This is a genomic window from Burkholderia sp. PR2, from assembly GCF_052372875.1.
Lineage (GTDB): Bacteria > Pseudomonadota > Gammaproteobacteria > Burkholderiales > Burkholderiaceae > Burkholderia > Burkholderia diffusa.
Genome location: NZ_JBQRWH010000001.1, coordinates 2,497,273 through 2,519,501, shown reverse-complemented (window position 1 = coordinate 2,519,501; position 22,229 = coordinate 2,497,273). Strand labels below are relative to the sequence as shown.

Genomic DNA, 22,229 nt, shown 5'->3' with positions numbered 1-22,229 from the left:
GCCGTTACAGCGGCCCCATCCACGCAGCCTTGCGCCGCGTCGACCCATCGCTGCCGCTGCTCCCGCCGCCCAGCACCTCGATCATGTAATCGACGAACGACGCGATCCGCGACGAGATCGCAGTGTTCCGGTAATACACCGCGTTGATCGGCTGCTCGACCTCGAGCGTCTGCCGCGCGAGCACCTGCACGAGCCGGCCGGCCTCGCGATCCTGCGCGGTCATGAAGTCCGACAGGCACACCACGCCCGCCCCCTCCAGCGCGAGCTGCCGCAGCGTCTCGCCGCTCGACGACCAGATGCCGGGCTCGATGCGGCTCGGCTCGCCGTCCGCGCCGAGGATCGGCCACACGTTCAGCGATTCGGGCTGCGTGAAGCCGAGCAGCGTGTGCTTGCCGAGATCCTCCACCTTGCGCGGCTGGCCGTGCGCTTCGATGTACGCGGGGCTCGCGAGGATGCGCAACCGGCTGTTGCCGATCCGCCGGCTGTGCAGCGTCGAATCCTTCAGGCGGCCGATCCGGATCGCGACGTCGGTGCGCCGCTCGAGCAGGTCGATGATCCCCTCGTTGCTGTTCAGCTCCAGCTCGACCTTCGGAAAGCGTTCACGGTAGCCGCGCACGAGCGGCACGATCACATGCAGCATGAACGGCGTCGCGGCATCGACGCGCAGCCGCCCCGACGGCATCTCGCGCCGCGCGAGCATCTGCTCCTCGGCGTTCTCGACCGATTCGATGATCGCGCGCGCATCCTGCAGGAATGCGCGCCCCTCTTCGGTCAGTTCGAGCCGGCGCGTGGTCCGGCGCAGCAGCGTGGTCTTCAGCTTCTCCTCGAGCCGCGCAAGCGTGCGGCTCGCCGCCGACACGGTGACGTCGAGCTGCTGCGCGGCGGCGGTGATCGAACCGGTGTCGACCACGGCGGCAAAGGCCTGGAGTTCGTCGAGCGTGATTTTCATTGTTGACCTGAAATCAAAACAATTTGGTTTATAGACCAGTTTTTCAGCAAAAGTAAAGGCGGCACACTGCGATCCATTCTTACTGGAACCTGGATCCCGCCATGCCACTCGCCCTGCTTGCGCTGACCATCAGCGCCTTTGCCATCGGCACGACCGAATTCGTGATCGTCGGGCTGATCCCGACGATCGGCGCCGATCTCGGCGTCAGCCTGCCGTCGGCCGGCCTGCTCGTCAGCCTCTACGCGCTGAGCGTCGCGATCGGCGCGCCGCTCCTCACCGCGCTCACCGGCCGCGTGCCGCGCAAAACGCTGCTCGCCGCGCTGATGGCGCTCTTCACGATCGGCAACCTCGTCGCCTGGCAGGCGCCGGGCTACGAATCGCTGATCGTCGCGCGCGTGCTCACCGGCCTTGCGCACGGCGTGTTCTTCTCGGTCGGCTCGATCATCGCGACCACGCTCGTGCCGAAGGACAAGGCCGCCAGCGCGATCGCGACGATGTTCAGCGGCATGACCGTCGCGTTCGTCGCCGGCATCCCGCTCGGCACCTTCATCGGTCAGCACTTCGGCTGGCGCGCGACGTTCCTGATCGTCGCGCTGTTCGGCCTCGTCGCGTTCCTCGGCGCCGTGGCCTTCGTGCCGCGCGGCCTTCCGCGGACGCCGCCGGCGCCGCTCGCCCGTCAGTTCCGCGTGCTGGCCCAGCCGCGCCTGCTGCTCGTCTATGCGATGACGGCGGTCGGCTACGGCGGCTCGCTGATCGCGTTCACCTACATGGCACCGCTGCTCGAACAGATTGCCGGCTTCACGCCGTCGCAGGTCAGCCTCGTGCTCGTCGGCTACGGCGTGTCGGTCGCGTTCGGCAACGTGTGGGGCGGCAAGCTCGCCGACCGCGTCGGCCCGGTCAAGGCGCTCAAGCAGATCTTCCTGGTGCTCGCGATCGTGCTGCTCGCACTGACCTTCACGGTGCACGTGAAGTGGCTCGCGGTGCTGACGATGCTCGCGTGGGGCGCGGTCGCATTCGGCAACGTGCCGGGCCTGCAGGTGTACGTCGTCAAGCAGGCGCGCCACTTCGCGCCGGACGCCACCGACGTTGCATCGGGCTTCAACATCGCCGCGTTCAACCTCGGCGTCGCCGGCGGCTCGTCGCTCGGCGGCCTGATCGTCGCGAACGTCGGCCTCGGCCACACGCCGTGGATCGCCGCCGTCGTCACGCTCGGTGCGTTCGCGCTGACCGCGCTGAGCGGCCGCCTCGATCGCGGCCAGGGCCTGCCCGAACGCACGGCCGAACCCGTCGAACTCGCCCATTGAACGTCACTTTCCGCAGGAGCCGCACAGCATGAACGCATCGACCCGACGTCCGCCGTTCGCCGGCAAGACTTTCGAAGTCCGTTACGACGGCCTCACCGCCCTCAACGCGTATGACGAGGACGGCCTCCACATGCGTTACGAGATCACCGAAGGCGCGTACGCCGGCGCGACGGGCGAAGTCGCCTTCACGTGGCAGCACGTCGCCGGCGAGACCTACGCGATCTCGTGGCAGGAAGCCGACCGCGCGACGGTCGTGCACATCGACGATTTTGCCGCCGGCACGTCGCGCTCGTTCTTCACCGCGTCGTCGCTCGACTTCTACCGGCTCGAAGGCAGCCTGCGCGCGATCTGAACGGAGACGCCCGACCATGTCCACTTCACTCGACAAACTCGCCGAAGGCGGCTTCACCATCGGCATCGAACTGCCGCTCGACAACGACTGGTCGCCGGCCGGCGACGCGAAGCGCCAGCATGACGGCCGCCGCCCCGGCGTGCCCGACCTGGAAATCCACGCGGAGCTCGCGCAACTGGCCGACACGCTCGGCTTCCGCGCGCTCTGGGTGCGCGACGTGCCGGTGTACGACCCGTCGTTCGGCGACGCCGCGCAGGTGTTCGAGACCTTCTCGTATCTCGGCTACCTCGCCGGCATCACGCGCGACATCCTGCTCGGCACGGCGGCCGTCGTGCTGCCGCTGCGCGAACCGCTGCTGACGCTGAAATCGGCCGCGACGATCCAGGAACTGAGCGGCGGCCGCCTGCTGCTCGGCGTCGCGAGCGGCGACCGGCCGGTCGAATATCCGCTGTTCGGCCGCGACTTCGCATCGCGCGGCGCCAACTTCCGCGACCAGATCGCGCTGCTGCGCGACGGCGCGCGCGCGCATCTGCCGCCCGGGCTCGACGTGCTGCCCGCCGCGCGCTCGACGGTGCCGCTGCTCGTCGCGGGCCTCGCGCAGCAGACGCCCGCATGGATCGGCGAGCACATGGACGGCTGCCTCGCGTATCCGGGCACGCCGGCCGATCACCTGCAGCGCGTCGCGAACTGGCGCGCGGTGGCCGGCAACAAGCCGTACGTGAGCTTCATCCACCTCGACCTCGCGGAAGATCCGCACGAGCCGCTGCAGCGGCACCGCTTCGGCGCGCGCGCCGGACGCATCGCGCTGACGGAGGAACTCGCAGCGATGCGCGCCGCCGGCGTGCAGCACATCGGCCTGCATTTCCGCCGCAACCGCCGCTCGCTCGACGAGACGCTGGCCGAGATCGCGTCGGACGTGCTGCCGGTGTTCCATGCGAATGCCGCGGCCGATGCGAACGCGCTGACGGGCGCCGCCTGAGGCCGCCACGCCGCCAGCCAGCGGGATCCACGACCAATATTTGACTTTAAATCAAATATTTTTGACCTCTAAAGGCGTTTATCTCATCAGTCCAGGGCGCCAGAATGATTTCCATACCGCAATCGCTCCACCTCTTCCAGGAACACATGATGAGCAACATTCCCGCATTCGGCCTCGGTACCTTCCGCCTGCAAGGCCAGGTCGTCATCGACTCGGTCCGCAACGGCCTCGAGGTCGGCTACCGCGCGATCGACACCGCGCAGATCTACGGCAACGAAGCCGAAGTCGGCGAAGCGATCGCCGCATCGGGCGTGCGCCGCGAAGACCTGTTCCTCACGACGAAGATCTGGGTCGACAACTACGCGCCGGAAAAGCTGGTCGCCAGCCTCGAGGAAAGCCTGCGCAAGCTGCGCACCGACTACGTCGACCTGACGCTGATCCACTGGCCGGCTCCCGAGAGCGGCGTGTCGGTCCAGGCATTCATGACCGCGCTCGCCGACGCGAAGGTGAAAGGTCTCACGCGCCGGATCGGCATCTCGAACTTCAACATCGAACTGACGAAGGAAGCGATCGCGGTGGTCGGCAAGGATGCGATCGCGACGAACCAGATCGAACTGAGCCCGTACCTGCAGAACCGCAAGCTGGTCGAATTCCTGAACGGCGAAGGCATCCACGTGACGTCGTACATGACGCTCGCATACGGCAAGGTGCTCGGCGACCCGGTGATCGGTGCGATCGCGCAACGTCACGACGCGACGCCGGCGCAGGTCGCGCTGGCCTGGGCCCTGCAGCTCGGCTACTCGGTGATCCCGTCGTCGACGAAGCGCGAAAACCTCGCAAGCAACCTGCTCGCGCAAACGTTGCGCCTGACCGACGAGGACATGGCGCAGATCGCCGCGCTCGAACGCAACGGCCGCGAAGTCGACCCGGTCGGCCTCGCGCCGAAGTGGGACTAAGGCCTGCTCCCGCTGATAACAGGCCCCGGCATCGCCCCCTCAATCGAACCGTCCGCGGCCAGCCGGCCGCGGCACCGACAGGAATCCCTCATGACCCAGGACCCGCTTTTCCAACCGCTGCAATTCGGCTCGCTGACACTGCCGAACCGCATCGTGATGCCGCCGATGACGCGTTCGCGCGCCAGCCAGCCCGGCGACGAAGCCAACGAACTGATGGCCGCGTATTACGCGCAGCGCGCGAGCGCGGGCCTGATCGTCAGCGAAGGCACCTACATCGCGCCGCTCGGCAAGGGCTACGCATGGACGCCCGGCATCCACACGCCGTCGCAGGTCGCCGGCTGGCGCAAGGTGACGGACGCCGTCCACGCAGCGCATGGCCGCATCTTCGCGCAGCTCTGGCACGTCGGCCGGCTGAGCCACACGAGCCTGCTCGGCGGCCGGCAACCCGTTTCGTCGTCGCCGCTCCAGGCGAAGGGCGTGAACGTGTTCGTCGCCGGTGAGGACGGCAGCACGCCGGGCTTCGTGCAGGCGTCCGAGCCGCGCGCGTTGTCCGTCGACGAAATCGGCGAGATCGTCGATCAATACCGCGCCGCCGCGCGCAACGCGATCGAAGCCGGTTTCGACGGCGTCGAGCTGCACGGCGCGAACGGCTATCTCGTGAACCAGTTCATCGACTCGAACGCGAACACGCGCACCGACGCGTACGGCGGCTCGCTCGACAACCGGCTGCGCTTCCTGCGCGAAGTCGCGCAGGCGTTGATCGAAGGCACCGGCGACGCGTCGCGCGTCGGCATCCGCCTCGCGCCGCTGACCACGCTGAACGGCTGCGTCGACGACGATCCCGAGACGACCTACCTCGCCGCCGCGAAGCTGCTCGGCGAACTCGGTGTCGGCTACCTGCACATCGCGGAAGCCGACTGGGACGACGCACCGCTGATGCCGGTCGAATTCAAGCAGCAGCTGCGTGCCGCGTTTCTTGGCGTGCTGATCTACGCCGGCGCGTACACCGCCGAGCGCGCGCGGGAAGGGATCGCCGCCGGCTGGGCCGACCTCGTCGCCTTCGGCCGACCGTTCGTCGCGAACCCCGACCTGCCCGAGCGCCTGCGCACCGGCGCCGCGCTCACGCCGCACGACCGCAACACGCTGTTCGGCGGCGGCGCACGGGGCCTGACCGACTATCCGACGCTCGCGCAGGCCGCGGCCTGAGCGATCGACAGGAGTCCGACATGAGAATCACGTCCCCTTCCCGCCTGGGTTTCGGCACCGCGCCACTGGGCAACATGTATCGGGACATCCCGAACGAAGAAGCACTGGCCACCGTCGACGCGGCATGGGAAAGCGGTATCCGCTACTTCGACGCGGCGCCGCTGTATGGCGCCGGCCTCGCCGAGCTGCGCCTCGGTGAAGCGCTCGCCGGCCGGCCGCGCGATGAATATTCGCTCGGCACCAAGGTCGGCCGCCTCGTGCTCGACGAGCACGAGGATGCGTCGCAGCGCGATCTCGGCGAGAAGGGCGGGCTGTTCCGCCATGGCCTGCCGAACAAGGTCGTCTACGACTACACGGAAGACGGCACGCTGCGCTCGATCGAAGCGAGCCTCGAGCGGCTGCGCACCGACCGCCTCGACACCGTGTGGATCCACGATCCGGCGATCGACTTCCACGGCGAGCGCTGGCTCGACGTGTTCGACGTCGCGATGTCGGGTGCGGCCAAGGCACTCACGCGGCTGCGCGACGAGAAGGTCATCGAGGGCTGGGGCCTCGGCGTGAACCGGATCGAGCCGTGCGAGCTCGCGCTCGAGCGCTCGGATCCGGACGGCTTCCTGCTCGCCGGCCGCTACACGCTGCTCGACCATGCCGGCGCGCTCGAACGGCTGATGCCGGAAAGCGCCGTGCGCAGCCTCGGCATCATCGTCGGCGGCCCGTACAACTCTGGCGTGCTCGCGGGCGGCACCCACTTCGAATACCAGCCGGCCACGCAGGAGATGCTCGACCGCGTCGCGCGCATCCGGCAGATCAGCGAGCAGTTCGGCGTCGATGTCCGCGCGGTGGCGCTGCAGTTCTCGCTCGCGCACCCGGCCGTCGCGGCCGTGATCCCCGGCGCGAGCCGGCCCGAGCGCATCGACGAGAACCTGCGGCTCGCGTCGGCGCCGATTCCGGCAAGCCTGTGGGACGCACTGAAGGCCGAGCGCCTGATCGCGGAACACGCGCCGACACCGGCCGGCGCGGCCTGAGCCGCTTGCGCGCGACCGCCGCGACGAGCGGCCGCGCACATCCATTCCCGTGCAATCGCGGCGGCTATCGCCGCGATTGCCATTTCCGAATTGCAGCCTGCGCAATCGCCGTCTAACGTTCATAAGATCGACTTCGCACGACCGTCACCCGACCTGAAAGGACGCTCCGCCATGCCAAGCCGCTTTCCGAAACGCGACATGCTGCAGGCCCTCGCGGCCCTTTCGTTCGCGGCCTGCATCTTGCCGGCCCATGCCGACGATGCAACCGGTCTCGTGCCGCCCCAGCCGGCGTCGCCCGTGCTGTCGACGACCGCGACCGGCGTGCAGATCTACGCATGCGAATACGACGCCGGGCACCGGCTCGCGTGGGCATTCCAGCGCCCGGAAGCGATGCTGTTCGACGCCACCGGCGCGCTCGTCGTCCGGCACGGCGCGGGGCCGTCGTGGGAATCGCTCGACGGCAGCCGCATCACCGGCAAGAAACTCGCGGAAACGCCCAGCGCGCACCCGGGCAGCATTGCGCAACTCCTGCTCGCCGCGACGCCGGCAGCAGCCGGCACGCTCGCCGGCGTGCGCTTCGTACAGCGGCTCGATACCGTGGGCGGCACGCCGCCGGAGGCGACGTGTGCGACCGAACATGCGATCGGCCGCTTTCCGTATTTCGCGCGATACGTGTTCCTGAAGTAACGCGCGGCGGCATCCCGAAGCGCGGACGCCGCTACCAGGATGCTCACAAGTCCATTTGATCAGTCATCCTGCATTTACTGATCGTATGTCCGGTGTATTCATCGTCATCGATCCGGCCAGGACATGATGCGCGCGCGTCAGCGCGTGCGCATCGACAGCTCGACGTCGCCGCCGAACGGGACCGACAGATAGCCGTTTTCCGGCGCGCGCACGTAGGCGAGGTAGTCGGGACTGTATTGCGCGTTGTCGGCAATGACAAACGCGCCGGGCCGCAGCCGGCGCCCGACCAGCGCGAGCACCTCGGGATACAGCGCCTTCGCGCCGTCGAGCAGCAGCAGGTCGACCGTTTCGGGCAGATCGGCCGCCAGCGTGCGCAGCGCATCGCCTTCGCGGATCTCGACGAGATCGGCCAGCCCGCCGGCCGCCAGGTTCTCGCGCGCCCGCGCGACCTTCGACGCCTCGAACTCGCTCGTGATCAGCCGGCCGCCGCCGTTGTCGCGCAGCGCGGCCGCGAGGTGCAGCGTCGAGATCCCGAACGACATGCCGAATTCGACGATGGCGCGCGCGCCGTTACTGCGCGCGAGCATGTACAGCAGCGTGCCCGTCTCGCGCGACACCGCGAGCGGATAGTCCTTCAGGCGTGCATAGAAATCGGCGTAATCGGTCTTGCTGCGCATCAGCCGCGCGTGCTCGTCGTGCGTCAGGTCCGCGAAGTCCGGGCTCGACGTGGGCGACGATGCGTCGGCTTCGTCGAACAGGCGCGCGAGCAGCGACGCCAGCGGGTCGTGAATCAGGGTGGTCATGCGAATCTCCGGTGTCAGGTTGAGTGCGTCAGGGCGCCCGACTAGAATATGACGAACTATTCAGGTTTTACTATTCGCATTGGCAGACCCGTCATGACCGACCGCCGCAACGCCCCGATCGCCTCGCGCAGACTGCCTCGGCAGGCCCGCTCGACCCAGCTCGTCGATGACGTGCTGCAGGCCGCTATTCAGGTTCTGGCGACCGAAGGCGCGCAGCGCTTCACGATGGCGCGCGTCGCCGAGCGCGCCGGTGTGAGCGTCGGTTCGCTGTATCAGTACTTCCCGAACAAGGCGGCCGTGCTGTTCCGGCTGCAGCACGACGAGTGGCGCCAGACGTCCGGGATGCTGCGCGGGATGCTGGAAGATCCGCACAAGACGCCGCCCGAGCGGCTGCGCACGGCCGTCCATGCGTTCATCCACTCGGAATGCGACGAGGCGCGGATGCGCGTCGCGCTCGACGACGCCGCGCCGCTCTATCGCGACACACCCGAGGCGCAGGAAGCGAAGGCCGCCGGCAACCGGATCTTCAGCGCGTTCATGCTCGACGCGCTGCCCGACGCACCGGATGCCACGCGCGCGCTCGCGTGCGAGCTCATCACGAGCACGCTCACGAGTTCCGGCAAGGCGTTTTCGGAAACCGAACACACGCCGGCGGAAATCGACGCGTACTCGGCCGCGATGGCCGACATGTTCTGCGCGTATCTCGCGCAGCTCGCGCGCGGCTGACGCAACGACGGCGACGACGGCAACGACGCACGCCAGCGCAGCACGCGCGCGGCCCCGGTATCATCCGGACTCACGTTGCGCACGGCGGCGCGGCGCGTCACGCGCGGCCGTATTCACGCACCTGCGCGGCCTCGATGAAAGACATTCGTAATATCCGATGCGTCACCCGCTCCGCCCCTGCCCGCCGATCCAGCATTCGAATAATCGCCTTAACGGATTCGAACTAGGCGTATACACGCGTTCCGCGACGACGAAGCCCCGTTGCACGCCGATATAAGCGCTGCGACATGCGCTGCATGCTCGTCCCCCAATGGGACGTGACGGGCCGTTCGCCTAACCTTCGCTACGGCAAAGCACACGTGACGGGGTCGACTACACCACGCGTCGTACGACGCGACACGCGCGCCCATCGACGCGCGGACGACGACACGAATCGCGCGTGATGCGTCCCCACGACGCTGCCGATAATTTCAACCAGATTCGAGACACCCTGACGACGGCCTGCCACGGGCCGTTTCAGCATGCTGATAAAGGAGCAAGCTCATGAGTGATACCCCGGTGCAGCCGACGGTCGGCGTCGGCGCGGAAGAAACGGACTTCGGCACCAAGGGAGTCATCGACCGGTACTTCGGCATTTCGTCGCGCGGCAGCACGCAGCGTCGCGAAATCGTCGCGGGCGTGACCACTTTCCTCGCGATGGTCTATTCCGTGTTCGTCGTGCCCGGCATGTTCGGCAAGGCCGGCTTCGACACGAGCGCGGTATTCGTCGCGGTCTGCCTCACCACCGCCTTCGGTTCGCTGCTGATGGGCCTGTGGGCGAAGCTGCCGATCGCGATCGGCTGCGCGATCTCGCTGACGGCGTTCACGGCGTTCGGCCTCGTGCTCGGCAAGGGCCTGCAGCCGACCGTCGCGCTCGGCGCCGTGTTCCTGATGGGCCTCGTGTTCACGGGCATTTCGGTCACCGGCGTGCGTTCGTGGATCCTGCGCAACCTGCCCGCGGGCGTCGCGCACGGCACCGGCATCGGCATCGGCCTGTTCCTGCTGCTGATCGCGTCGAACGACGTCGGTCTCGTGATCAAGAATCCGGGCGCCGGCCTGCCGGTCTCGCTCGGCCAGATCACCGCGTTCCCGGTCATCATGTCGGTCGTCGGCCTCGCCGCGATCTTCGGGCTCGAGAAGCGTCGCGTGCCCGGCGGCATCCTGCTCGTCGTGGTCGCAATCTCGCTGATCGGCCTCGCGTTCGATCCGGCCGTGAAGTATCGCGGCATCTTCGCGCTGCCGTCGCTGAGCGCACCGGGCCACGCCTCGCTGATCGGCGCGATGGACATCAAGGGCGCGCTGTCGATGGCCGTGCTGCCGAGCGTGCTGGCACTCGTGATGACCGCCGTGTTCGACGCGACCGGCACGATCCGCGCGGTCGCCGGTCAGGCGGGCCAGCTCGACGAGAACGGCCGCATCATCAACGGCGGCCGCGCGCTGACCGCCGATTCGGTCAGCTCGATCTTCTCCGGCTTCCTCGGCGGCGCGCCGGCCGCGGCCTACATCGAGTCGAGCGTCGGCGTGGCCGCCGGTGCGAAGACGGGCCTCGCGGCCGCGGTGGTCGGCGTGCTGTTCCTGATCGTGATGTTCTTCTCGCCGCTCGCGGGCCTCGTGCCGTCGTACGCAACGGCCCCCGCGCTGATGTACGTCGGCCTGCTGATGCTCGGCAGCGTGAGCAAGCTGCACATGGACGACATGGTCGATGCGATGTCGGGACTCGTGTGCGCGGTATTCATCGTGCTGACCGCGAACATCGTGACCGGCATCATGCTCGGCTTCTCGACGCTCGTGATCGGCCGCATCGCCAGCGGCGAATTCCGCAAGCTCAACGTCGGCACCGTGCTCATCGCGGCCGTGCTCGTCACGTTCTATCTCGGCGGCTGGGCGATCTGACCGCGCATCATGCGCGACGTCGCCGGCACAAGGGCGGCGCGCATCGGGACGATCCCGTCTCCTCCACCATCGTCGTTGATGGTCTCCAGGCCTGGAAACGCATGTTTCCAGGCCTTTTTTGTCGGTGCGGCCGGCGGTGCGGCGCGTCGCGCCGCGCGTGCGCACGCGGTGCTACGATCGCATTTTGTCCCCCGGAACGCCCATGAATCCGTTCGGCATCGTCTCTGAATCAGACACGCGGACCGCGGCGAGCAAGCCGCCTTTCATCCCGTCGTTCGGCTTCGTCGAAGTTCATGAATCCCGGCCGATCGACGCGCCGCCGTCGCGCATCATCGACGCCGTGGCCGCGCTCGACATGCGCGCCGATCCGGTCATCGATGCGCTGCTTGCCGTGCGCGAATCGCCGGCGGCCATCGCGCGTGCGCTGGCCAACCGCCCCGCCGAAGGCGCACGCGAACGCTTCGGCTTCGATACGTTCACGCTGCTGCATCGCGACGAGACGTCGCTGTCGCTGGGGCTCATCGGACGCTTCTGGCGCCCGACGCCCGACGTGCGCACGATCGACGACGCCGAGGCCTTCGTCCGGCACGACGATCCGCGCGATGCGAAGCTGGTGCTGCGGTTCGAGGTCGTCGGACTGTCTTCCGGCACGCGGCTGCTGCGCACCGAAACCTTCGTGCACTGTCCGAGCACGCGCACGCGCCTGCTGTTTCTGCCGTACTGGCTCGCAATCCGGCTCGCGAGCGGCTGGATCCGCCGCCGCACGCTCGCGGCCGTCGAACTGGCGCTTGCCTGACACACCCGGCCGCCACGATATCTTCACGCGGTGCGTCGTAGCGCGGCGCATCGCGACGACGTCACGCCCCGCATGCACCGTCATCTGCAATCCTGATCGGTTCGCCGTCGATCTCGACGAAGAAATGCCGTACCGTGCCCCGCGGTTTTTGTTCCGCCCGGCGTTCGCCGCCGCGGCGCGCTACCCTATCGATCTTCGCGCCGGCGCCCCGGCCCGCCGCCAGATCCGAACCGATCGATGACCCGCATCCGAAACCACCTGAACATCGCGCAACTCCAGGCGTTCGTCTCCGCCGCGCATCTCAAGAGCCTGCGCGCCGCCGCGCGCGAACTCGGCGTCACGCAGCCCGCGATCACGCACACGATCCGCGAACTCGAGTCGGCGCTGAACGCGGAACTGCTCGCGCGCAGCGTGCGCGGCGTCGAGCTGACCGCGTGCGGCCATGCGCTGCTGCCGCGCGCCGAGCAGCTGCTCGGCGACATGCGCCGCACCGTCGAGGCCGTCGAGCAGGTGAAAGGCGAGATGTCCGGACGTGTCGCGGTCGGCACGATGCCGTCGATCGCGCTGACCGCGCTGCCGCGCGCGGTCACCGCATTCCGCCAGTCGATGCCGAACGTGAGCCTGCATCTGGTGGAATTGACGGTGCCGGACGCGCTCGCGCAATTGCGCAACGGCACGCTCGACATCGCTGCGATGCACCATGTGCCCGCGCTCGACCGCGATTTCACGCAGGTGCCGCTGCTGTCGACCGAGTTCACCGTCGTGATGCGCGAAGGCCACCCGCTCGCGCACGCGCGCCGGTTAGAGGAACTGCTCGACGCCGAATGGATCGTCACGGTCGGGGCCGAGCAATTCCCGCACAGCGTGATGGTCGGAATGTTCGAGGCGCGCGGGCTGCCGCTGCCGAAGCGCCTGCTGCGCTCGCCGATGTCGTTCGCGGTGACGCTCGGGCTCGTGGCGCGCTCCGACGTGATCGGCTGCTTCACGCGCCCGCTGGCCGCGATGGTGGCGCCGCTCGGGATTCGCACGGCCGACCTCGACGAAAGCATGCCGCGCTTCGACCTGTCGATCATCGCGCGCCGCGACCTGCTGCCGACGCCGGCCGTATCGCAATTCGTCACCTGCCTGCAGCGCGCGGTCAACGAAACGCTCGGTTGAATCGTTCCTACGTCTGAAACGGTCGTGCGCCGCACGCATGGCCGTCGGGTCCGGTATCGGGGCATGTCCTAGGCGCCCTGCCGGTATTTTGTCTTGATAATCTTGCGCACGTCGCGCGCCCGCATCGGGCAGCGAAACGGACAGCTCGACGCGAAGCCGCGCCGGGCCGAAGGCTTACGGCGCGGCACAACCGCGCACCCATCGAACAAAACGAGGAGTCACCGAGTGAAAAAGATTCTTGCGGCTGTGACCGTAGCCCTGCTCGCCGTATCGGCCGGCACTGCATACGCGAAGGACTGGACGACCGTGCGCTTCGGCGTCGACGCAAGCTACCCGCCTTTCGAATCGAAAGGCGCTGACGGCAAGGTGGTCGGGTTCGACGTCGACCTCGGCAACGAAATCTGCCGCCGCATGAACGCGAAGTGCGTGTGGATCGAAAACGACTTCGACGGGATGATCCCGGCGCTGAAGGCACGCAAGTTCGACGGCGTCCTGTCGTCGATGTCGATGACGCCGGCGCGCCAGGAACAGATCGCGTTCTCGTCGAAGCTGTTCAACACGCCGACGCGCCTCGTCGCGAAGAAGGGTGCCGGCCTGATGCCGACGGCCGAATCGCTGAAGGGCAAGTCGGTCGGCGTCGAGCAGGGCACGATCCAGGAAACCTACGCGAAGACGTACTGGGCGCCGAAGGGCGTGAACGTCGTGCCTTACCAGAACCAGGACCAGGTCTACGCCGACCTGATCTCCGGCCGTCTGGACGGCGCGCTGCAGGACGCGGTGCAGGCTGAAATCGGCTTCCTGAAGACGCCGCGCGGCGCGAGCTTCGATTTCGCCGGCAAGGATATCGACGATCCGAAGACGCTCGGCAACGGCGCCGGCATCGGCCTGCGCAAGGAAGACACCGACCTGAAGGCGAAGATCGACGGCGCGATCGCCGGCATGCGCAAGGACGGCACGTACGACAAGATCGCGAAGAAGTACTTCGATTTCGACGTGTACGGCAAGTAACACCGCGCAACGCGCGCTTCGCATCCGCGCAGACGGGCTCCGCAAGGAGCCCGTTTTTTTTGCCCGCGCGCGACGAAAGACTGCGGGGCACGCATGCACGACGGGCCGCGGCACCGTTATTTTTTACGCAACAACCCGATGATTCGTAAAGGAAATCGACTTGCCCGGCGCGCGGTTTGATAGGTTCGCGCAAGGCAACGTACAATCGATCTTCCACGCATACCGGATCACTCGCGGCTGCGCCGCCCTCCCCTCATCATGCAAACGCAGACCCATCCGCTGATTTCCCCCGCCGTCGGCACCGAACGCCAGATCACGAGCTTCCACTACGGCCCGCGCGGCCAGAAGAAGGTCTACATCCAGTCGTCGCTGCACGCGGACGAACTGCCCGGCATGCTGGTCGCCGCGCTGCTGCGCCGCAAGATCGCCGCGCTCGAGACGGCCGGCAAGCTGCGCGGCGAGGTGATCATCGTCCCGGTGCCGAACCCGATCGGCCTGTCGCAGCATGTGTTCGGCGATCACCTCGGCCGCTTCGAGCTCGGCTCGATGCAGAACTTCAACCGCAATTTCTACGATCTCGCGGCGCTCGTGCTGCCGCGCATCGAAGGCCGCCTGACGAACGACGCGCAGCGCAACCTCGCCGCGGTACGCGCCGCGATGCGCGAGGCGCTGGACGAACAGAAGCCGCGCACCGAACTCGAATCGCAGCGCCTCGCACTGCAGAAACTGTCGTTCGACGCCGACATCGTGCTCGACCTGCATTGCGACAGCGACGCGGTGATGCACCTGTATACGAACCCCGATCTGTGGGAAGACGTCGAGCCGCTGTCGCGCTATCTGGACGCGCAGGCGTCGCTGCTCGCGCTGAATTCGGTCGGCAATCCGTTCGACGAGATCCACAGCTTCTGCTGGTCGGATCTGCGCAACCGCTTCGGCGATCGCTTTCCGATCCCGAACGGCGCGATCTCCGTCACGGTCGAACTGCGCAGCGAGCGCGACGTGTCGTACGAACTCGCGGAGAAGGACGCGCAAGCGATCGTCGAATACCTGACCGAGCGCGGCGTCATCGACGGCACGCCGGCGCCGCTGCCGCCGCTCGCGCATCCGGCCACGCCGCTCGCGGGCACCGATCCGCTCGTCGCACCGGTGTCGGGCGTGATCGTGTTCCGCACGCCGGTCGGCGCGTGGATCGAGGCCGGCCAGGACGTGGCCGACATCGTCGATCCGCTGACCGATCGCGTGATCACGCTGAAGAGCAGCGTGTCGGGCGTGCTGTACGCGCGCCAGATCGTGCGCTTCGCGACCGCCGGGATGGAAGTCGCGCGGATCGCCGGCGCGACGCCGATCCGCACCGGGTCGCTGCTGTCGGCCTGAGCCCCTGAACCCCTGCGCCGCCTGAGTAGCGGCCGGCCCGCGCGCCGCAGCACGGCGCGCCAACGAAATCGCCCGCTTGCGCGGGCGATTTGCTTTTCGGTCTGGCGCGATGCCCGCGACGCGGGCTGGCCACGGCCGAGATTCAGAACGCCGGCACGATCGCACCGCCGAACTTCTGGTCGATGAACTTGCGCACGTCGTCCGATTCATAGGCCGCGACGAGCTTCTTCACCCACGGCTTGTCCTTGTCCTGCGCGCGCACCGCGATCAGGTTCGCATACGGCCCGCGCAGATCCTCGATCGCGATCGCATCCTTCACCGGCGTGAGCCCGGCCTTCACCGCGTAGTCGGTGTTGATCGACGCGGCGTCGAGGTCGGGCAGCGCGCGCGGCAACTGCGCGGCGTCGAGCTCGACGATCCTGATCTTCTTCGGATTCTCGGCGACGTCGAGCGGCGTCGCGTTCACGCCGTTCGTGCCGGCGCCCGCCTTCAGCTTGATCACGCCGTATTTCTGCAGCAGCAGCAGCGCACGGTTGCCGTTCGACGGATCGTTCTGGATCCCGACCTTCGCGCCCACCGGCAAGTCCTTGAGCGACTTGAGCTTCTTCGAATAGAAGCCCATCGGCGCCGTGTACGTCAGCCCGACGTTGACGATCCTGTAGCCGCGCTGCTTGATCTGGCTGTCGAGAAACGGCTGGTGCTGGAAACCGTTCGCATCGAGGTCGCCCGCGTCGAGCGCCGCGTTCGGCTGCACGTAGTCGTTGAATTCGATGACCTTGATCGCGAGGCCTTCGCGTGCGGCGACTTTCGTCACCTCGGTCCAGATCTGCGCGTCGGGGCCGCTCATCGTGCCGATCTTCAGCGTCTGGGAGTCGGCGTGCGCGCCGGGCGCGGCAAAGGCCAGCGCCGCGGCAAGCGCGCCGAGGCCGGTCAGGATCGAACGTCGCATGGTGTCCTCTTGTCCCGTGTCGTTGTTGAAGCGCGCATCGTGGCACGGGGGCCGGAACGGCACCAACCAAGCTTATTTCATGTACATATTCCGGATCCCGATCGAATCTCAGGCGGAATCGGTATAACTCCGTGCTGTACAACCGGGCAGAATCCAGTGTCGCTTCGGCACCACAGATTCGTCATATGACAAAGCCTGTCACATTCATTACGTGACCCGCCGATAAAGTTGCGACCGGTCCGTGAAAGCGCCCATAGAGAGCGCCGGAACCGCAACTGGACACGCCATTTACTCGCTCGGAGAATCCTTTGAACAAGAAACTGTTGACCATCGCCATCCTTGCAGCAACGGCTGGCGCGGCACACGCACAAAGCAGCGTGACCCTGTATGGCGTCATCGATGCCGGTATCAGCTACGTGAACCACAGCAAGACCGCGAACGGCGGCAGCGGCAAGCTGTTCAAGTACGACGACGGCGTGGCCCAGGGCAGCCGTTGGGGCCTGCGCGGCACCGAAGACCTCGGTGGCGGCCTGAAGGCAATCTTCGTGCTCGAAAACGGCTTCAACAGCGGCAACGGCACGATCGGCCAGGGTGGCGCGATCTTCGGCCGTCAAGCCTATGTCGGCCTGAGCCAGTCGCAATACGGCACGGTCACGTTCGGCCGCCAGTACTCGTTCTCGACCGACATCCTCGGTTCGAACTACTCGACGGGCGGCAACACGGTCGCGGGTAACTACGCGTACCACGTGAACGACATCGACCAGCTCACGTCGAGCCGCATCAACAACTCGGTGAAGTTCCAGAGCGCGAACTACGCCGGCTTCACGTTCGGCGCGTTGTACGGCTTCTCGAACTCGACCGACTTCGCCGGCGCCCCGTCGACGACGACGGGCACCACGACGACGGCCGGTTCGTCGCGCGCATACAGCTTCGGCCTGAACTACGCGAACGGCCCGTTCGCACTCGGCGCCGCATACACGGACATCCGCTTCCCGAGCCAGTCGACGCCGGCATTCTCGACGTCGATCGCGAACATCGCGCTGACGAACATCCGCGACCTGCGCACGTACGGCGTCGGCGGCCGCTACATCTTCGGCCCGGCAACGGCATGGCTGCTCTGGACGCGCACGCAGTTCACCCCGATCGCGGCTGGCGCATCGGGCACGTTCTACAACGCGTATGAAGCAGGCGTGAAGTACGCGATCACGCCGGCCCTGTCGGCAGCAGCGGGCTACACGTACACGAACGCAACGCAAAGCGGCAACTCGGCGCACTGGAACCAGGGCAACCTGGGCCTCGACTATGCGCTCAGCAAGCGTACGGACGTGTACGGCCTGGTTGTCTACCAGAAGGCGTCGGGCAACGGCGTGCAAGCGCAGATCGGTTCGAGCACGAGCTACTTCAGCACGTCGGGCAACGGTTCGTCGAACCAGCTGGCCGCTCGCGTCGGTATCCGTCACAAGTTCTAAAGCATCCGCTTAACTGTCCGCTCATTTCGCGGACGACGACGGCAAGAAGCGCCCCGCTCCACGCGGGGCGCTTTTTTATGGGCTTTTAAGTTTCGCTTAATTCTGGGCTGAGAGGATGCTCTCACCCCCCCTGTTGGCCGCCTGAGCATCGGCGGCTTTTTTTTTGAGACCCACTACGGCACCGGCATCAACTGCCCACAAGACAGGATCGGAGCCCAAGATGATCGAAGATACCGTTTTCAGCCATCTGCACGCGATTCTGACGCGCCGGCATTCGCTGCCCGTCCAGAGCTGCCGCGTGTCGGTGGAAATGCAGCGCCCGTGGGGCCGCCCGTACCGGCTCGTCGAATGGACGATGCATCTCGACGCGCCCGCGCGACGCCAGATCGTGCCGGCCGAATCGACCGACGAAGAGATCGCCGAGGTCGTCGCGTCGCACGTGCCGGGCCGACTGTACGGCGACGGCCGGCTGCAATTCTGACTCCCTCCGTTACCCGCCGTTGCCCGCATCGCGGCCGGCCCGCACGCATCGTGCGGCACTCGGTCTCGTTTGACGCGGCAACGAATTCTGCTACGCTGCGCGTTTTCGTCCACGCAACACACGATGGAAAACGCATTCAACGAACGCGGCGTGATGGTCACGCGCAACGGCCTGTCGGCCACCGGGCAGGTCTTCCCGCTGCGTGACATCCGCAACGTCGATGTCGTCAAGATCCCGAAGAATCGCCTCGTGCCGTCGCTGATCTCGCTGATCGGCGTGGCCACCGCCGTCGCAGGCGGCATCGGCGCATCGAGCGCCGCGCTGGTCGTCGGCGTGATGCTCGCCGTCGTCGGCTATCTCGCCTGGACCACGCAGGACATCACATACCGGCTGATGGTCGAAATGCCCGACGGCAAGCGCGAAGCGCTGTCCAGCGTCGACGCCGAATTCGTCGAGCGCGTCGCGCAAGTCGTGCGCGATGCACGGACGGCGACGGCCGCCGGCTGATTTCCGCTGCGCGCGCCGACCACCTACTATTGAATGAGCGGCACGCCGCCGCGTCGTTCGAGGAGGTCGGCATGAACGCCCAATCGCTGTCCGGCATGCTGCGCGCGCAGGAACTGCTGCTCGTCTCGATGATCCGCGCGCTGCCGCCCGACACACGCAGCGTGCTCGTCGACCTCTACGCCGAACAGCTCGCGTTCGCCGAACAGGCCGGCTTCGAAGGCCACGGCGATCGCGCGACGCACGACGCGTTCATCGCGCATGCGCGCAACCTGCTGATTCGTATCGAATCGCTGGCCTAGGGCCGGCCCGCTTTCACCGCATGTCTCGCCGCGCGGCCCGCCCGATCCGCGCCGACGCTGCGCGTCCGCACGCGCCGCTTTTCGCCCTTGAATCGATAATAATTCTCATTTACAACGGCGAAATTATCCATTTCCTGTCAATTCTCCGTTCGCCGCCAGCCGCGCGCGAACGGGCCAGCCAGGTGAACGCGCCACCCCGCCAGCCTTCGGGCTAGTCATCGTCAATGGGAGACCACCTGTGCATTGCTATCCGGCGACGGGCCGCCACCGGTCATGGTGCCGGCGTAGCACGCGCGTATCGTCGCGTCCGCGCGGCAACCTCGCTCAATGCTCGACGTCCGCGACACCGAACGTCCGCATTTTCCATCCCAGCCGCACCGCAAGCATGCGCGTCGTGAAGCCCGCCGCCAGCGCGACCACCGACGCCAACCCGGCATCGATGCCGAGATGCTGGATCCCGACGTACAGCGTGCCCGTGAAGAACGCGACGCTCGCATACAGTTCCTCGCGCAGGATCAGCGGCATCTCGTTGCACAGCAGGTCGCGCAGCATCCCGCCGCAGACACCCGTGATCGCGCCGGCCAGCACGACGATGATCGGCGCGGCGCCCGTCGACGCGCCGATATCGCAGCCGATGATCGTGAACGCCGCGAGACCGATCGCGTCGACGGTGACGAACAGCGTCTTCATCCGCGCGACGTGCCGCGCGGCCCATGACGCGACGGTCGCCGCGGCGAGCGTGATCACGAGGTACTCGGGATGCACGATCCAGCCGAGCGGATAGTGGCCGAGCAGCACGTCGCGCACCGTGCCGCCACCGAGCGCCGTCACCGCGCCGACGAGCGCGAGCCCGAAGCGGTCCATCCCGCGCCGCATGCCCATCAGCGCGCCCGACATCGCCTCCGCGACGATCGCGATCAGATAAAGCGTATGCATCGCGCGCCTCAGTCCTGGGTACGGAACAGGTCGAGCACGCGTTCGCGCTCGGCCGCATCGACGGCTGCGGGCATCGGTTCGTCGGGCTTGCCCTTCTCGCCCGATGCATCCGGCGCCTCGGAGGCCGGTGCGCCGCCGCACGCGAAGCGGCTGCGGATGAACGGCGGCACGTCTGCCGTGCACGTGCCGCGCGTGTATTCGGCGTACACGAAATCACCGTCGACGAGCGCGACGTCCTGCGGCGGCGTCGCATCGACCGGCGTGCGTCCGTCGACGGCCGTCTTCATGTAGTCGAGCCAGACCGGCAGCGCGAGCGTCGCGCCGGTCGCGCGTCCCATCGGGCGCGGCGTGTCGTAGCCGAGCCACGCGACCGCGACGATCCCCGACGAGTAGCCAGCGAACCAGACGTCCTTCGATCCGTTCGACGTGCCCGTCTTGCCGGCCGCGTCGTCGCGACGCAAGGCGAGCGCGCCACGCGCGGTGCCGGCCTTCACGACGTCGCGCAGCATGCTGTCCATCACGAACGCGTTGCGCGCCGACACGACGCGCGCGCCTTCAGGCGTCGTCGCCTCGTACATCGCGCCGCCGTGACGCTGCTTCACCGACAGGATCAGGCGCGGCTCCATCCGCGTTCCGCCGTTCGCGAACACGCTGTATGCGCTCGCGAGTTCGAGCGGCGTCACCGCGCCCGCGCCGAGCGCGAGCGGCAACGACGCCGGATTGCGCTGCGCGTCGAAACCAAAATGCACCGCGTGCTGCTGCACGTAGCGCGCGTCGGCGGCCTGCATCAGGCTGACCGCAACCAGGTTCTTCGAGCGGACGAGCCCGCGCCGCACCGGAATGAAGCCCTCGTAGCGGTTGCCGAAATTGCGTGGGCGCCACGGCCGCGCGCCGGTTTCCTCATGGGTGAGCGTGCGCTGCGTGTCGTCGACCAGCACGCCCGGAAAGTAGCCCTTCTCCAGCGCCGCCGAATAGACGAACGGCTTGAAGCTCGAACCCGGCTGGCGATACGCCTGCAGCGCATGGTCGAACACGTTGCGGTTGAAATCCGCGCCGCCGACGAGCGCGAGCATGTCGCCCGTCGCCGCATCCAGCGACACGAGCGCGCCTTCGAGCCCGTTGCGCGCATCGCGCTTCGTGCCCGGCTGCCGGCTCAGCGTGCGCTGGAGCGCGGCTTCGGCCGCGCGCTGGTCGCGCATCGAGATCGTCGTGGTCACGTCGAGGCCGAGCGTATAGGCGTCGTCGCGAAAGCGCTCGACCATCATCCGGCGCGCGCGCTCCGCGACGTACGGCGCCGCGATGATGCCGGGCGGCGGCGTGGTCGCCAGCGCGATCGGCATGTCGGCCGCGGCGCGATACGTCGCGTCGTCGAGCTCGCCGAGCGCATGCATGCGGCCGAGCACGTAGTTGCGCCGCGCGGTCGCGCGCGCCGGATTGACGACCGGATTGAACGCGGACGGCGCCTTCGGCAATCCGGCGAGCACGGCCGCTTCGCCCGCGCTCAGCGCGTCGAGCCGCTTGCCGAAATACACATTCGCGGCCGCCGCGAACCCATATGCGCGCTCGCCGAGATAGATCTGGTTCATGTAAAGCTCGAGCAGCTTGTCCTTGCTGTACTCGCGCTCGAGCTTGATGGCCATCAGGATCTCGGCGAGCTTGCGGCTCAGCACCTTGTCGCGCGTCAGGTAGAAGTTGCGCGCGACCTGCATCGTGATCGTGCTGCCGCCCTGCCCCGGCTGTCCCGTCACGACGTTCGCGAACGTTGCGCGCGCGAGGCCGCCGATATCGATCGCACCGTGCTGGTAGAACTTCGCGTCCTCGGCCGCGAGCAGCGCGTGCCGCATGAGCGGCGGAATGCGTTCGAGCGGCACGAACTCGCGGCGCTCGACGCCGTACTCGGCCAGCAGCTCGCCATCGCGCGAGAAAATCCGCAGCGGCAGCGCGGGACGATAGACGGCCAGGTGCTCGACGGATGGCAGCTGCGTCCAGATGCGGTGGATCGTCCATGCGCCGATGCCCGCGCACGCGAGCGTCAGGCCGACCAGCGCACCCGCGAGCATGCGCCATGCACGGCGCGGCGACGTAGGAGGCGGTGCCGGTGGCGGCGGAAGATTGGCTGGGTGATCGGTCATGCAGGCTCCTTCTTCAATGCGGCGAACGCGGGCGCGCAACAGGCGCCCGTCGGTCACGGAAGGCGCGCATTGTCGAAGGGATGCCGGGATACCGGAACATTCTTTAGCCTAAGTTTTGCTAGCTAAATTTTATTTAGGAAGGGTTGCGCGGGCAGCTGTGCCGGGCGAACCGCGCGGCGCACGAGCCAGTTCGCCTGTACC

The 22,229-nt window shown here is 67.4% G+C and carries 23 protein-coding genes; 18 read left to right on the top strand and 5 right to left on the bottom strand.

Annotated features, from left to right (window positions below):
• Positions 1 to 4 precede the first annotated feature (4 nt).
• Positions 5 to 949: a LysR substrate-binding domain-containing protein gene (locus ACT2FV_RS11255; protein WP_444503859.1), complete on the bottom strand. Its 945-nt coding sequence runs from the start codon at positions 947 to 949 to the stop codon at positions 5 to 7.
• A gap of 101 nt (positions 950 to 1,050) precedes the next feature.
• Here ACT2FV_RS11255 and ACT2FV_RS11250 point away from each other — a divergent pair, with 101 nt between their 5' ends.
• The 7 genes from ACT2FV_RS11250 (at position 1,051) to ACT2FV_RS11220 (ending at position 7,458) form a co-directional block, all read left to right on the top strand.
• Complete coding sequence (locus tag ACT2FV_RS11250; RefSeq protein WP_444503858.1) at positions 1,051 to 2,253, top strand: MFS transporter; 1,203 nt, start codon at positions 1,051 to 1,053, stop codon at positions 2,251 to 2,253.
• A 28-nt stretch (positions 2,254 to 2,281) separates the two neighbouring features.
• Positions 2,282 to 2,605, top strand: coding sequence for a MoaF-related domain-containing protein (locus ACT2FV_RS11245; protein WP_151049001.1), 324 nt, complete (start codon positions 2,282 to 2,284; stop codon positions 2,603 to 2,605).
• Positions 2,606 to 2,621: 16 nt separating this feature from the next.
• Entirely contained in the window at positions 2,622 to 3,584 is a 963-nt protein-coding gene (locus ACT2FV_RS11240; RefSeq protein ID WP_151049002.1) for an LLM class oxidoreductase, read from the top strand.
• Between the two features lie 149 nt (positions 3,585 to 3,733).
• Positions 3,734 to 4,540, top strand: coding sequence for a 2,5-didehydrogluconate reductase DkgB (gene dkgB / locus ACT2FV_RS11235; RefSeq protein WP_151049003.1), 807 nt, complete (start codon positions 3,734 to 3,736; stop codon positions 4,538 to 4,540).
• Between the two features lie 90 nt (positions 4,541 to 4,630).
• A complete protein-coding gene (locus ACT2FV_RS11230; RefSeq protein WP_444503857.1) occupies positions 4,631 to 5,746 on the top strand; it encodes an alkene reductase in 1,116 nt (371 codons plus the stop codon).
• A 20-nt stretch (positions 5,747 to 5,766) separates the two neighbouring features.
• Positions 5,767 to 6,771 (top strand): aldo/keto reductase, encoded by a 1,005-nt coding sequence (locus ACT2FV_RS11225; protein ID WP_444503856.1) that lies wholly within the window; start codon positions 5,767 to 5,769, stop codon positions 6,769 to 6,771.
• A 171-nt stretch (positions 6,772 to 6,942) separates the two neighbouring features.
• A complete protein-coding gene (locus ACT2FV_RS11220) occupies positions 6,943 to 7,458 on the top strand; it encodes a DUF3455 domain-containing protein (RefSeq protein WP_151049006.1) in 516 nt (171 codons plus the stop codon).
• 137 nt (positions 7,459 to 7,595) lie between these two features.
• Here the strand turns inward: ACT2FV_RS11220 and ACT2FV_RS11215 are convergent, their stop codons facing one another.
• Positions 7,596 to 8,261 carry an O-methyltransferase gene (locus ACT2FV_RS11215; RefSeq protein WP_444503855.1) on the bottom strand — a complete coding sequence of 222 codons (666 nt, stop codon included), beginning with the start codon at positions 8,259 to 8,261 and terminating at the stop codon, positions 7,596 to 7,598.
• A gap of 93 nt (positions 8,262 to 8,354) precedes the next feature.
• Between ACT2FV_RS11215 and ACT2FV_RS11210 the strand changes: the two genes are divergently transcribed.
• From ACT2FV_RS11210 to ACT2FV_RS11180, 7 genes are all read left to right on the top strand, one after another.
• The gene (locus ACT2FV_RS11210; RefSeq protein ID WP_444503854.1) at positions 8,355 to 8,987 is read left to right on the top strand and encodes a TetR family transcriptional regulator; all 633 of its coding nucleotides are present in this window, start codon (positions 8,355 to 8,357) and stop codon (positions 8,985 to 8,987) included.
• A gap of 543 nt (positions 8,988 to 9,530) precedes the next feature.
• Positions 9,531 to 10,919: an NCS2 family permease gene (locus tag ACT2FV_RS11205; protein WP_444503853.1), complete on the top strand. Its 1,389-nt coding sequence runs from the start codon at positions 9,531 to 9,533 to the stop codon at positions 10,917 to 10,919.
• Between the two features lie 202 nt (positions 10,920 to 11,121).
• On the top strand, positions 11,122 to 11,715 hold the full coding sequence (locus ACT2FV_RS11200; protein WP_151049008.1) for a hypothetical protein: 594 nt from the start codon (positions 11,122 to 11,124) through the stop codon (positions 11,713 to 11,715).
• Positions 11,708 to 11,956 (top strand): hypothetical protein, encoded by a 249-nt coding sequence (locus ACT2FV_RS11195; protein ID WP_444503852.1) that lies wholly within the window; start codon positions 11,708 to 11,710, stop codon positions 11,954 to 11,956. The genes ACT2FV_RS11200 and ACT2FV_RS11195 overlap by 8 nt, the downstream gene beginning before the upstream one ends.
• Complete coding sequence (locus ACT2FV_RS11190; protein ID WP_170296426.1) at positions 11,953 to 12,873, top strand: LysR family transcriptional regulator; 921 nt, start codon at positions 11,953 to 11,955, stop codon at positions 12,871 to 12,873. The genes ACT2FV_RS11195 and ACT2FV_RS11190 overlap by 4 nt, the downstream gene beginning before the upstream one ends.
• A gap of 225 nt (positions 12,874 to 13,098) precedes the next feature.
• The gene (locus ACT2FV_RS11185) at positions 13,099 to 13,881 is read left to right on the top strand and encodes an ABC transporter substrate-binding protein (RefSeq protein ID WP_059528597.1); all 783 of its coding nucleotides are present in this window, start codon (positions 13,099 to 13,101) and stop codon (positions 13,879 to 13,881) included.
• A gap of 258 nt (positions 13,882 to 14,139) precedes the next feature.
• Positions 14,140 to 15,255, top strand: coding sequence for a succinylglutamate desuccinylase/aspartoacylase family protein (locus ACT2FV_RS11180; RefSeq protein ID WP_059608103.1), 1,116 nt, complete (start codon positions 14,140 to 14,142; stop codon positions 15,253 to 15,255).
• A 142-nt stretch (positions 15,256 to 15,397) separates the two neighbouring features.
• Here ACT2FV_RS11180 and ACT2FV_RS11175 read toward each other — a convergent pair whose 3' ends face one another.
• On the bottom strand, positions 15,398 to 16,204 hold the full coding sequence (locus ACT2FV_RS11175) for a MetQ/NlpA family ABC transporter substrate-binding protein (protein ID WP_124624350.1): 807 nt from the start codon (positions 16,202 to 16,204) through the stop codon (positions 15,398 to 15,400).
• Positions 16,205 to 16,512: 308 nt separating this feature from the next.
• Between ACT2FV_RS11175 and ACT2FV_RS11170 the strand changes: the two genes are divergently transcribed.
• The 4 genes from ACT2FV_RS11170 (at position 16,513) to ACT2FV_RS11155 (ending at position 18,960) form a co-directional block, all read left to right on the top strand.
• Positions 16,513 to 17,673 (top strand): porin, encoded by a 1,161-nt coding sequence (locus tag ACT2FV_RS11170; RefSeq protein ID WP_059467242.1) that lies wholly within the window; start codon positions 16,513 to 16,515, stop codon positions 17,671 to 17,673.
• Positions 17,674 to 17,893: 220 nt separating this feature from the next.
• Positions 17,894 to 18,154 (top strand): DUF2866 domain-containing protein, encoded by a 261-nt coding sequence (locus tag ACT2FV_RS11165; RefSeq protein ID WP_059528608.1) that lies wholly within the window; start codon positions 17,894 to 17,896, stop codon positions 18,152 to 18,154.
• A 123-nt stretch (positions 18,155 to 18,277) separates the two neighbouring features.
• Entirely contained in the window at positions 18,278 to 18,661 is a 384-nt protein-coding gene (locus tag ACT2FV_RS11160; protein ID WP_151049009.1) for a DUF6232 family protein, read from the top strand.
• Between the two features lie 71 nt (positions 18,662 to 18,732).
• On the top strand, positions 18,733 to 18,960 hold the full coding sequence (locus ACT2FV_RS11155) for a hypothetical protein (protein WP_059608121.1): 228 nt from the start codon (positions 18,733 to 18,735) through the stop codon (positions 18,958 to 18,960).
• 324 nt (positions 18,961 to 19,284) lie between these two features.
• On the opposite strand, the gene ACT2FV_RS11150 is transcribed toward ACT2FV_RS11155, so the two are convergent.
• Both ACT2FV_RS11150 and ACT2FV_RS11145 read right to left on the bottom strand, forming a co-directional pair.
• On the bottom strand, positions 19,285 to 19,896 hold the full coding sequence (locus ACT2FV_RS11150) for a trimeric intracellular cation channel family protein (protein ID WP_444503851.1): 612 nt from the start codon (positions 19,894 to 19,896) through the stop codon (positions 19,285 to 19,287).
• Positions 19,897 to 19,904: 8 nt separating this feature from the next.
• The gene (locus tag ACT2FV_RS11145) at positions 19,905 to 22,028 is read right to left on the bottom strand and encodes a penicillin-binding protein 1A (RefSeq protein WP_444503850.1); all 2,124 of its coding nucleotides are present in this window, start codon (positions 22,026 to 22,028) and stop codon (positions 19,905 to 19,907) included.
• Between the last annotated feature and the right edge of the window lie 201 nt (positions 22,029 to 22,229).

What these genes read in the sequence shown, in the direction of transcription:
- ACT2FV_RS11230 (WP_444503857.1), top strand. Translation starts at nt 4,631, where the DNA reads ATGACCCAGGACCCGCTTTTCCAACCGCTGCAATTCGGCTCGCTGACA.
- ACT2FV_RS11205 (WP_444503853.1), top strand. Translation starts at nt 9,531, where the DNA reads ATGAGTGATACCCCGGTGCAGCCGACGGTCGGCGTCGGCGCGGAAGAA.
- ACT2FV_RS11215 (WP_444503855.1), bottom strand. Translation starts at nt 8,261, where the DNA reads ATGACCACCCTGATTCACGACCCGCTGGCGTCGCTGCTCGCGCGCCTG.
- ACT2FV_RS11160 (WP_151049009.1), top strand. Translation starts at nt 18,278, where the DNA reads ATGGAAAACGCATTCAACGAACGCGGCGTGATGGTCACGCGCAACGGC.
- dkgB (WP_151049003.1), top strand. Translation starts at nt 3,734, where the DNA reads ATGAGCAACATTCCCGCATTCGGCCTCGGTACCTTCCGCCTGCAAGGC.
- ACT2FV_RS11165 (WP_059528608.1), top strand. Translation starts at nt 17,894, where the DNA reads ATGATCGAAGATACCGTTTTCAGCCATCTGCACGCGATTCTGACGCGC.
- ACT2FV_RS11245 (WP_151049001.1), top strand. Translation starts at nt 2,282, where the DNA reads ATGAACGCATCGACCCGACGTCCGCCGTTCGCCGGCAAGACTTTCGAA.
- ACT2FV_RS11180 (WP_059608103.1), top strand. Translation starts at nt 14,140, where the DNA reads ATGCAAACGCAGACCCATCCGCTGATTTCCCCCGCCGTCGGCACCGAA.
- ACT2FV_RS11190 (WP_170296426.1), top strand. Translation starts at nt 11,953, where the DNA reads ATGACCCGCATCCGAAACCACCTGAACATCGCGCAACTCCAGGCGTTC.
- ACT2FV_RS11150 (WP_444503851.1), bottom strand. Translation starts at nt 19,896, where the DNA reads ATGCATACGCTTTATCTGATCGCGATCGTCGCGGAGGCGATGTCGGGC.
- ACT2FV_RS11200 (WP_151049008.1), top strand. Translation starts at nt 11,122, where the DNA reads ATGAATCCGTTCGGCATCGTCTCTGAATCAGACACGCGGACCGCGGCG.
- ACT2FV_RS11175 (WP_124624350.1), bottom strand. Translation starts at nt 16,204, where the DNA reads ATGCGACGTTCGATCCTGACCGGCCTCGGCGCGCTTGCCGCGGCGCTG.
- ACT2FV_RS11155 (WP_059608121.1), top strand. Translation starts at nt 18,733, where the DNA reads ATGAACGCCCAATCGCTGTCCGGCATGCTGCGCGCGCAGGAACTGCTG.
- ACT2FV_RS11250 (WP_444503858.1), top strand. Translation starts at nt 1,051, where the DNA reads ATGCCACTCGCCCTGCTTGCGCTGACCATCAGCGCCTTTGCCATCGGC.
- ACT2FV_RS11220 (WP_151049006.1), top strand. Translation starts at nt 6,943, where the DNA reads ATGCCAAGCCGCTTTCCGAAACGCGACATGCTGCAGGCCCTCGCGGCC.
- ACT2FV_RS11145 (WP_444503850.1), bottom strand. Translation starts at nt 22,028, where the DNA reads ATGACCGATCACCCAGCCAATCTTCCGCCGCCACCGGCACCGCCTCCT.
- ACT2FV_RS11240 (WP_151049002.1), top strand. Translation starts at nt 2,622, where the DNA reads ATGTCCACTTCACTCGACAAACTCGCCGAAGGCGGCTTCACCATCGGC.
- ACT2FV_RS11225 (WP_444503856.1), top strand. Translation starts at nt 5,767, where the DNA reads ATGAGAATCACGTCCCCTTCCCGCCTGGGTTTCGGCACCGCGCCACTG.
- ACT2FV_RS11210 (WP_444503854.1), top strand. Translation starts at nt 8,355, where the DNA reads ATGACCGACCGCCGCAACGCCCCGATCGCCTCGCGCAGACTGCCTCGG.
- ACT2FV_RS11255 (WP_444503859.1), bottom strand. Translation starts at nt 949, where the DNA reads ATGAAAATCACGCTCGACGAACTCCAGGCCTTTGCCGCCGTGGTCGAC.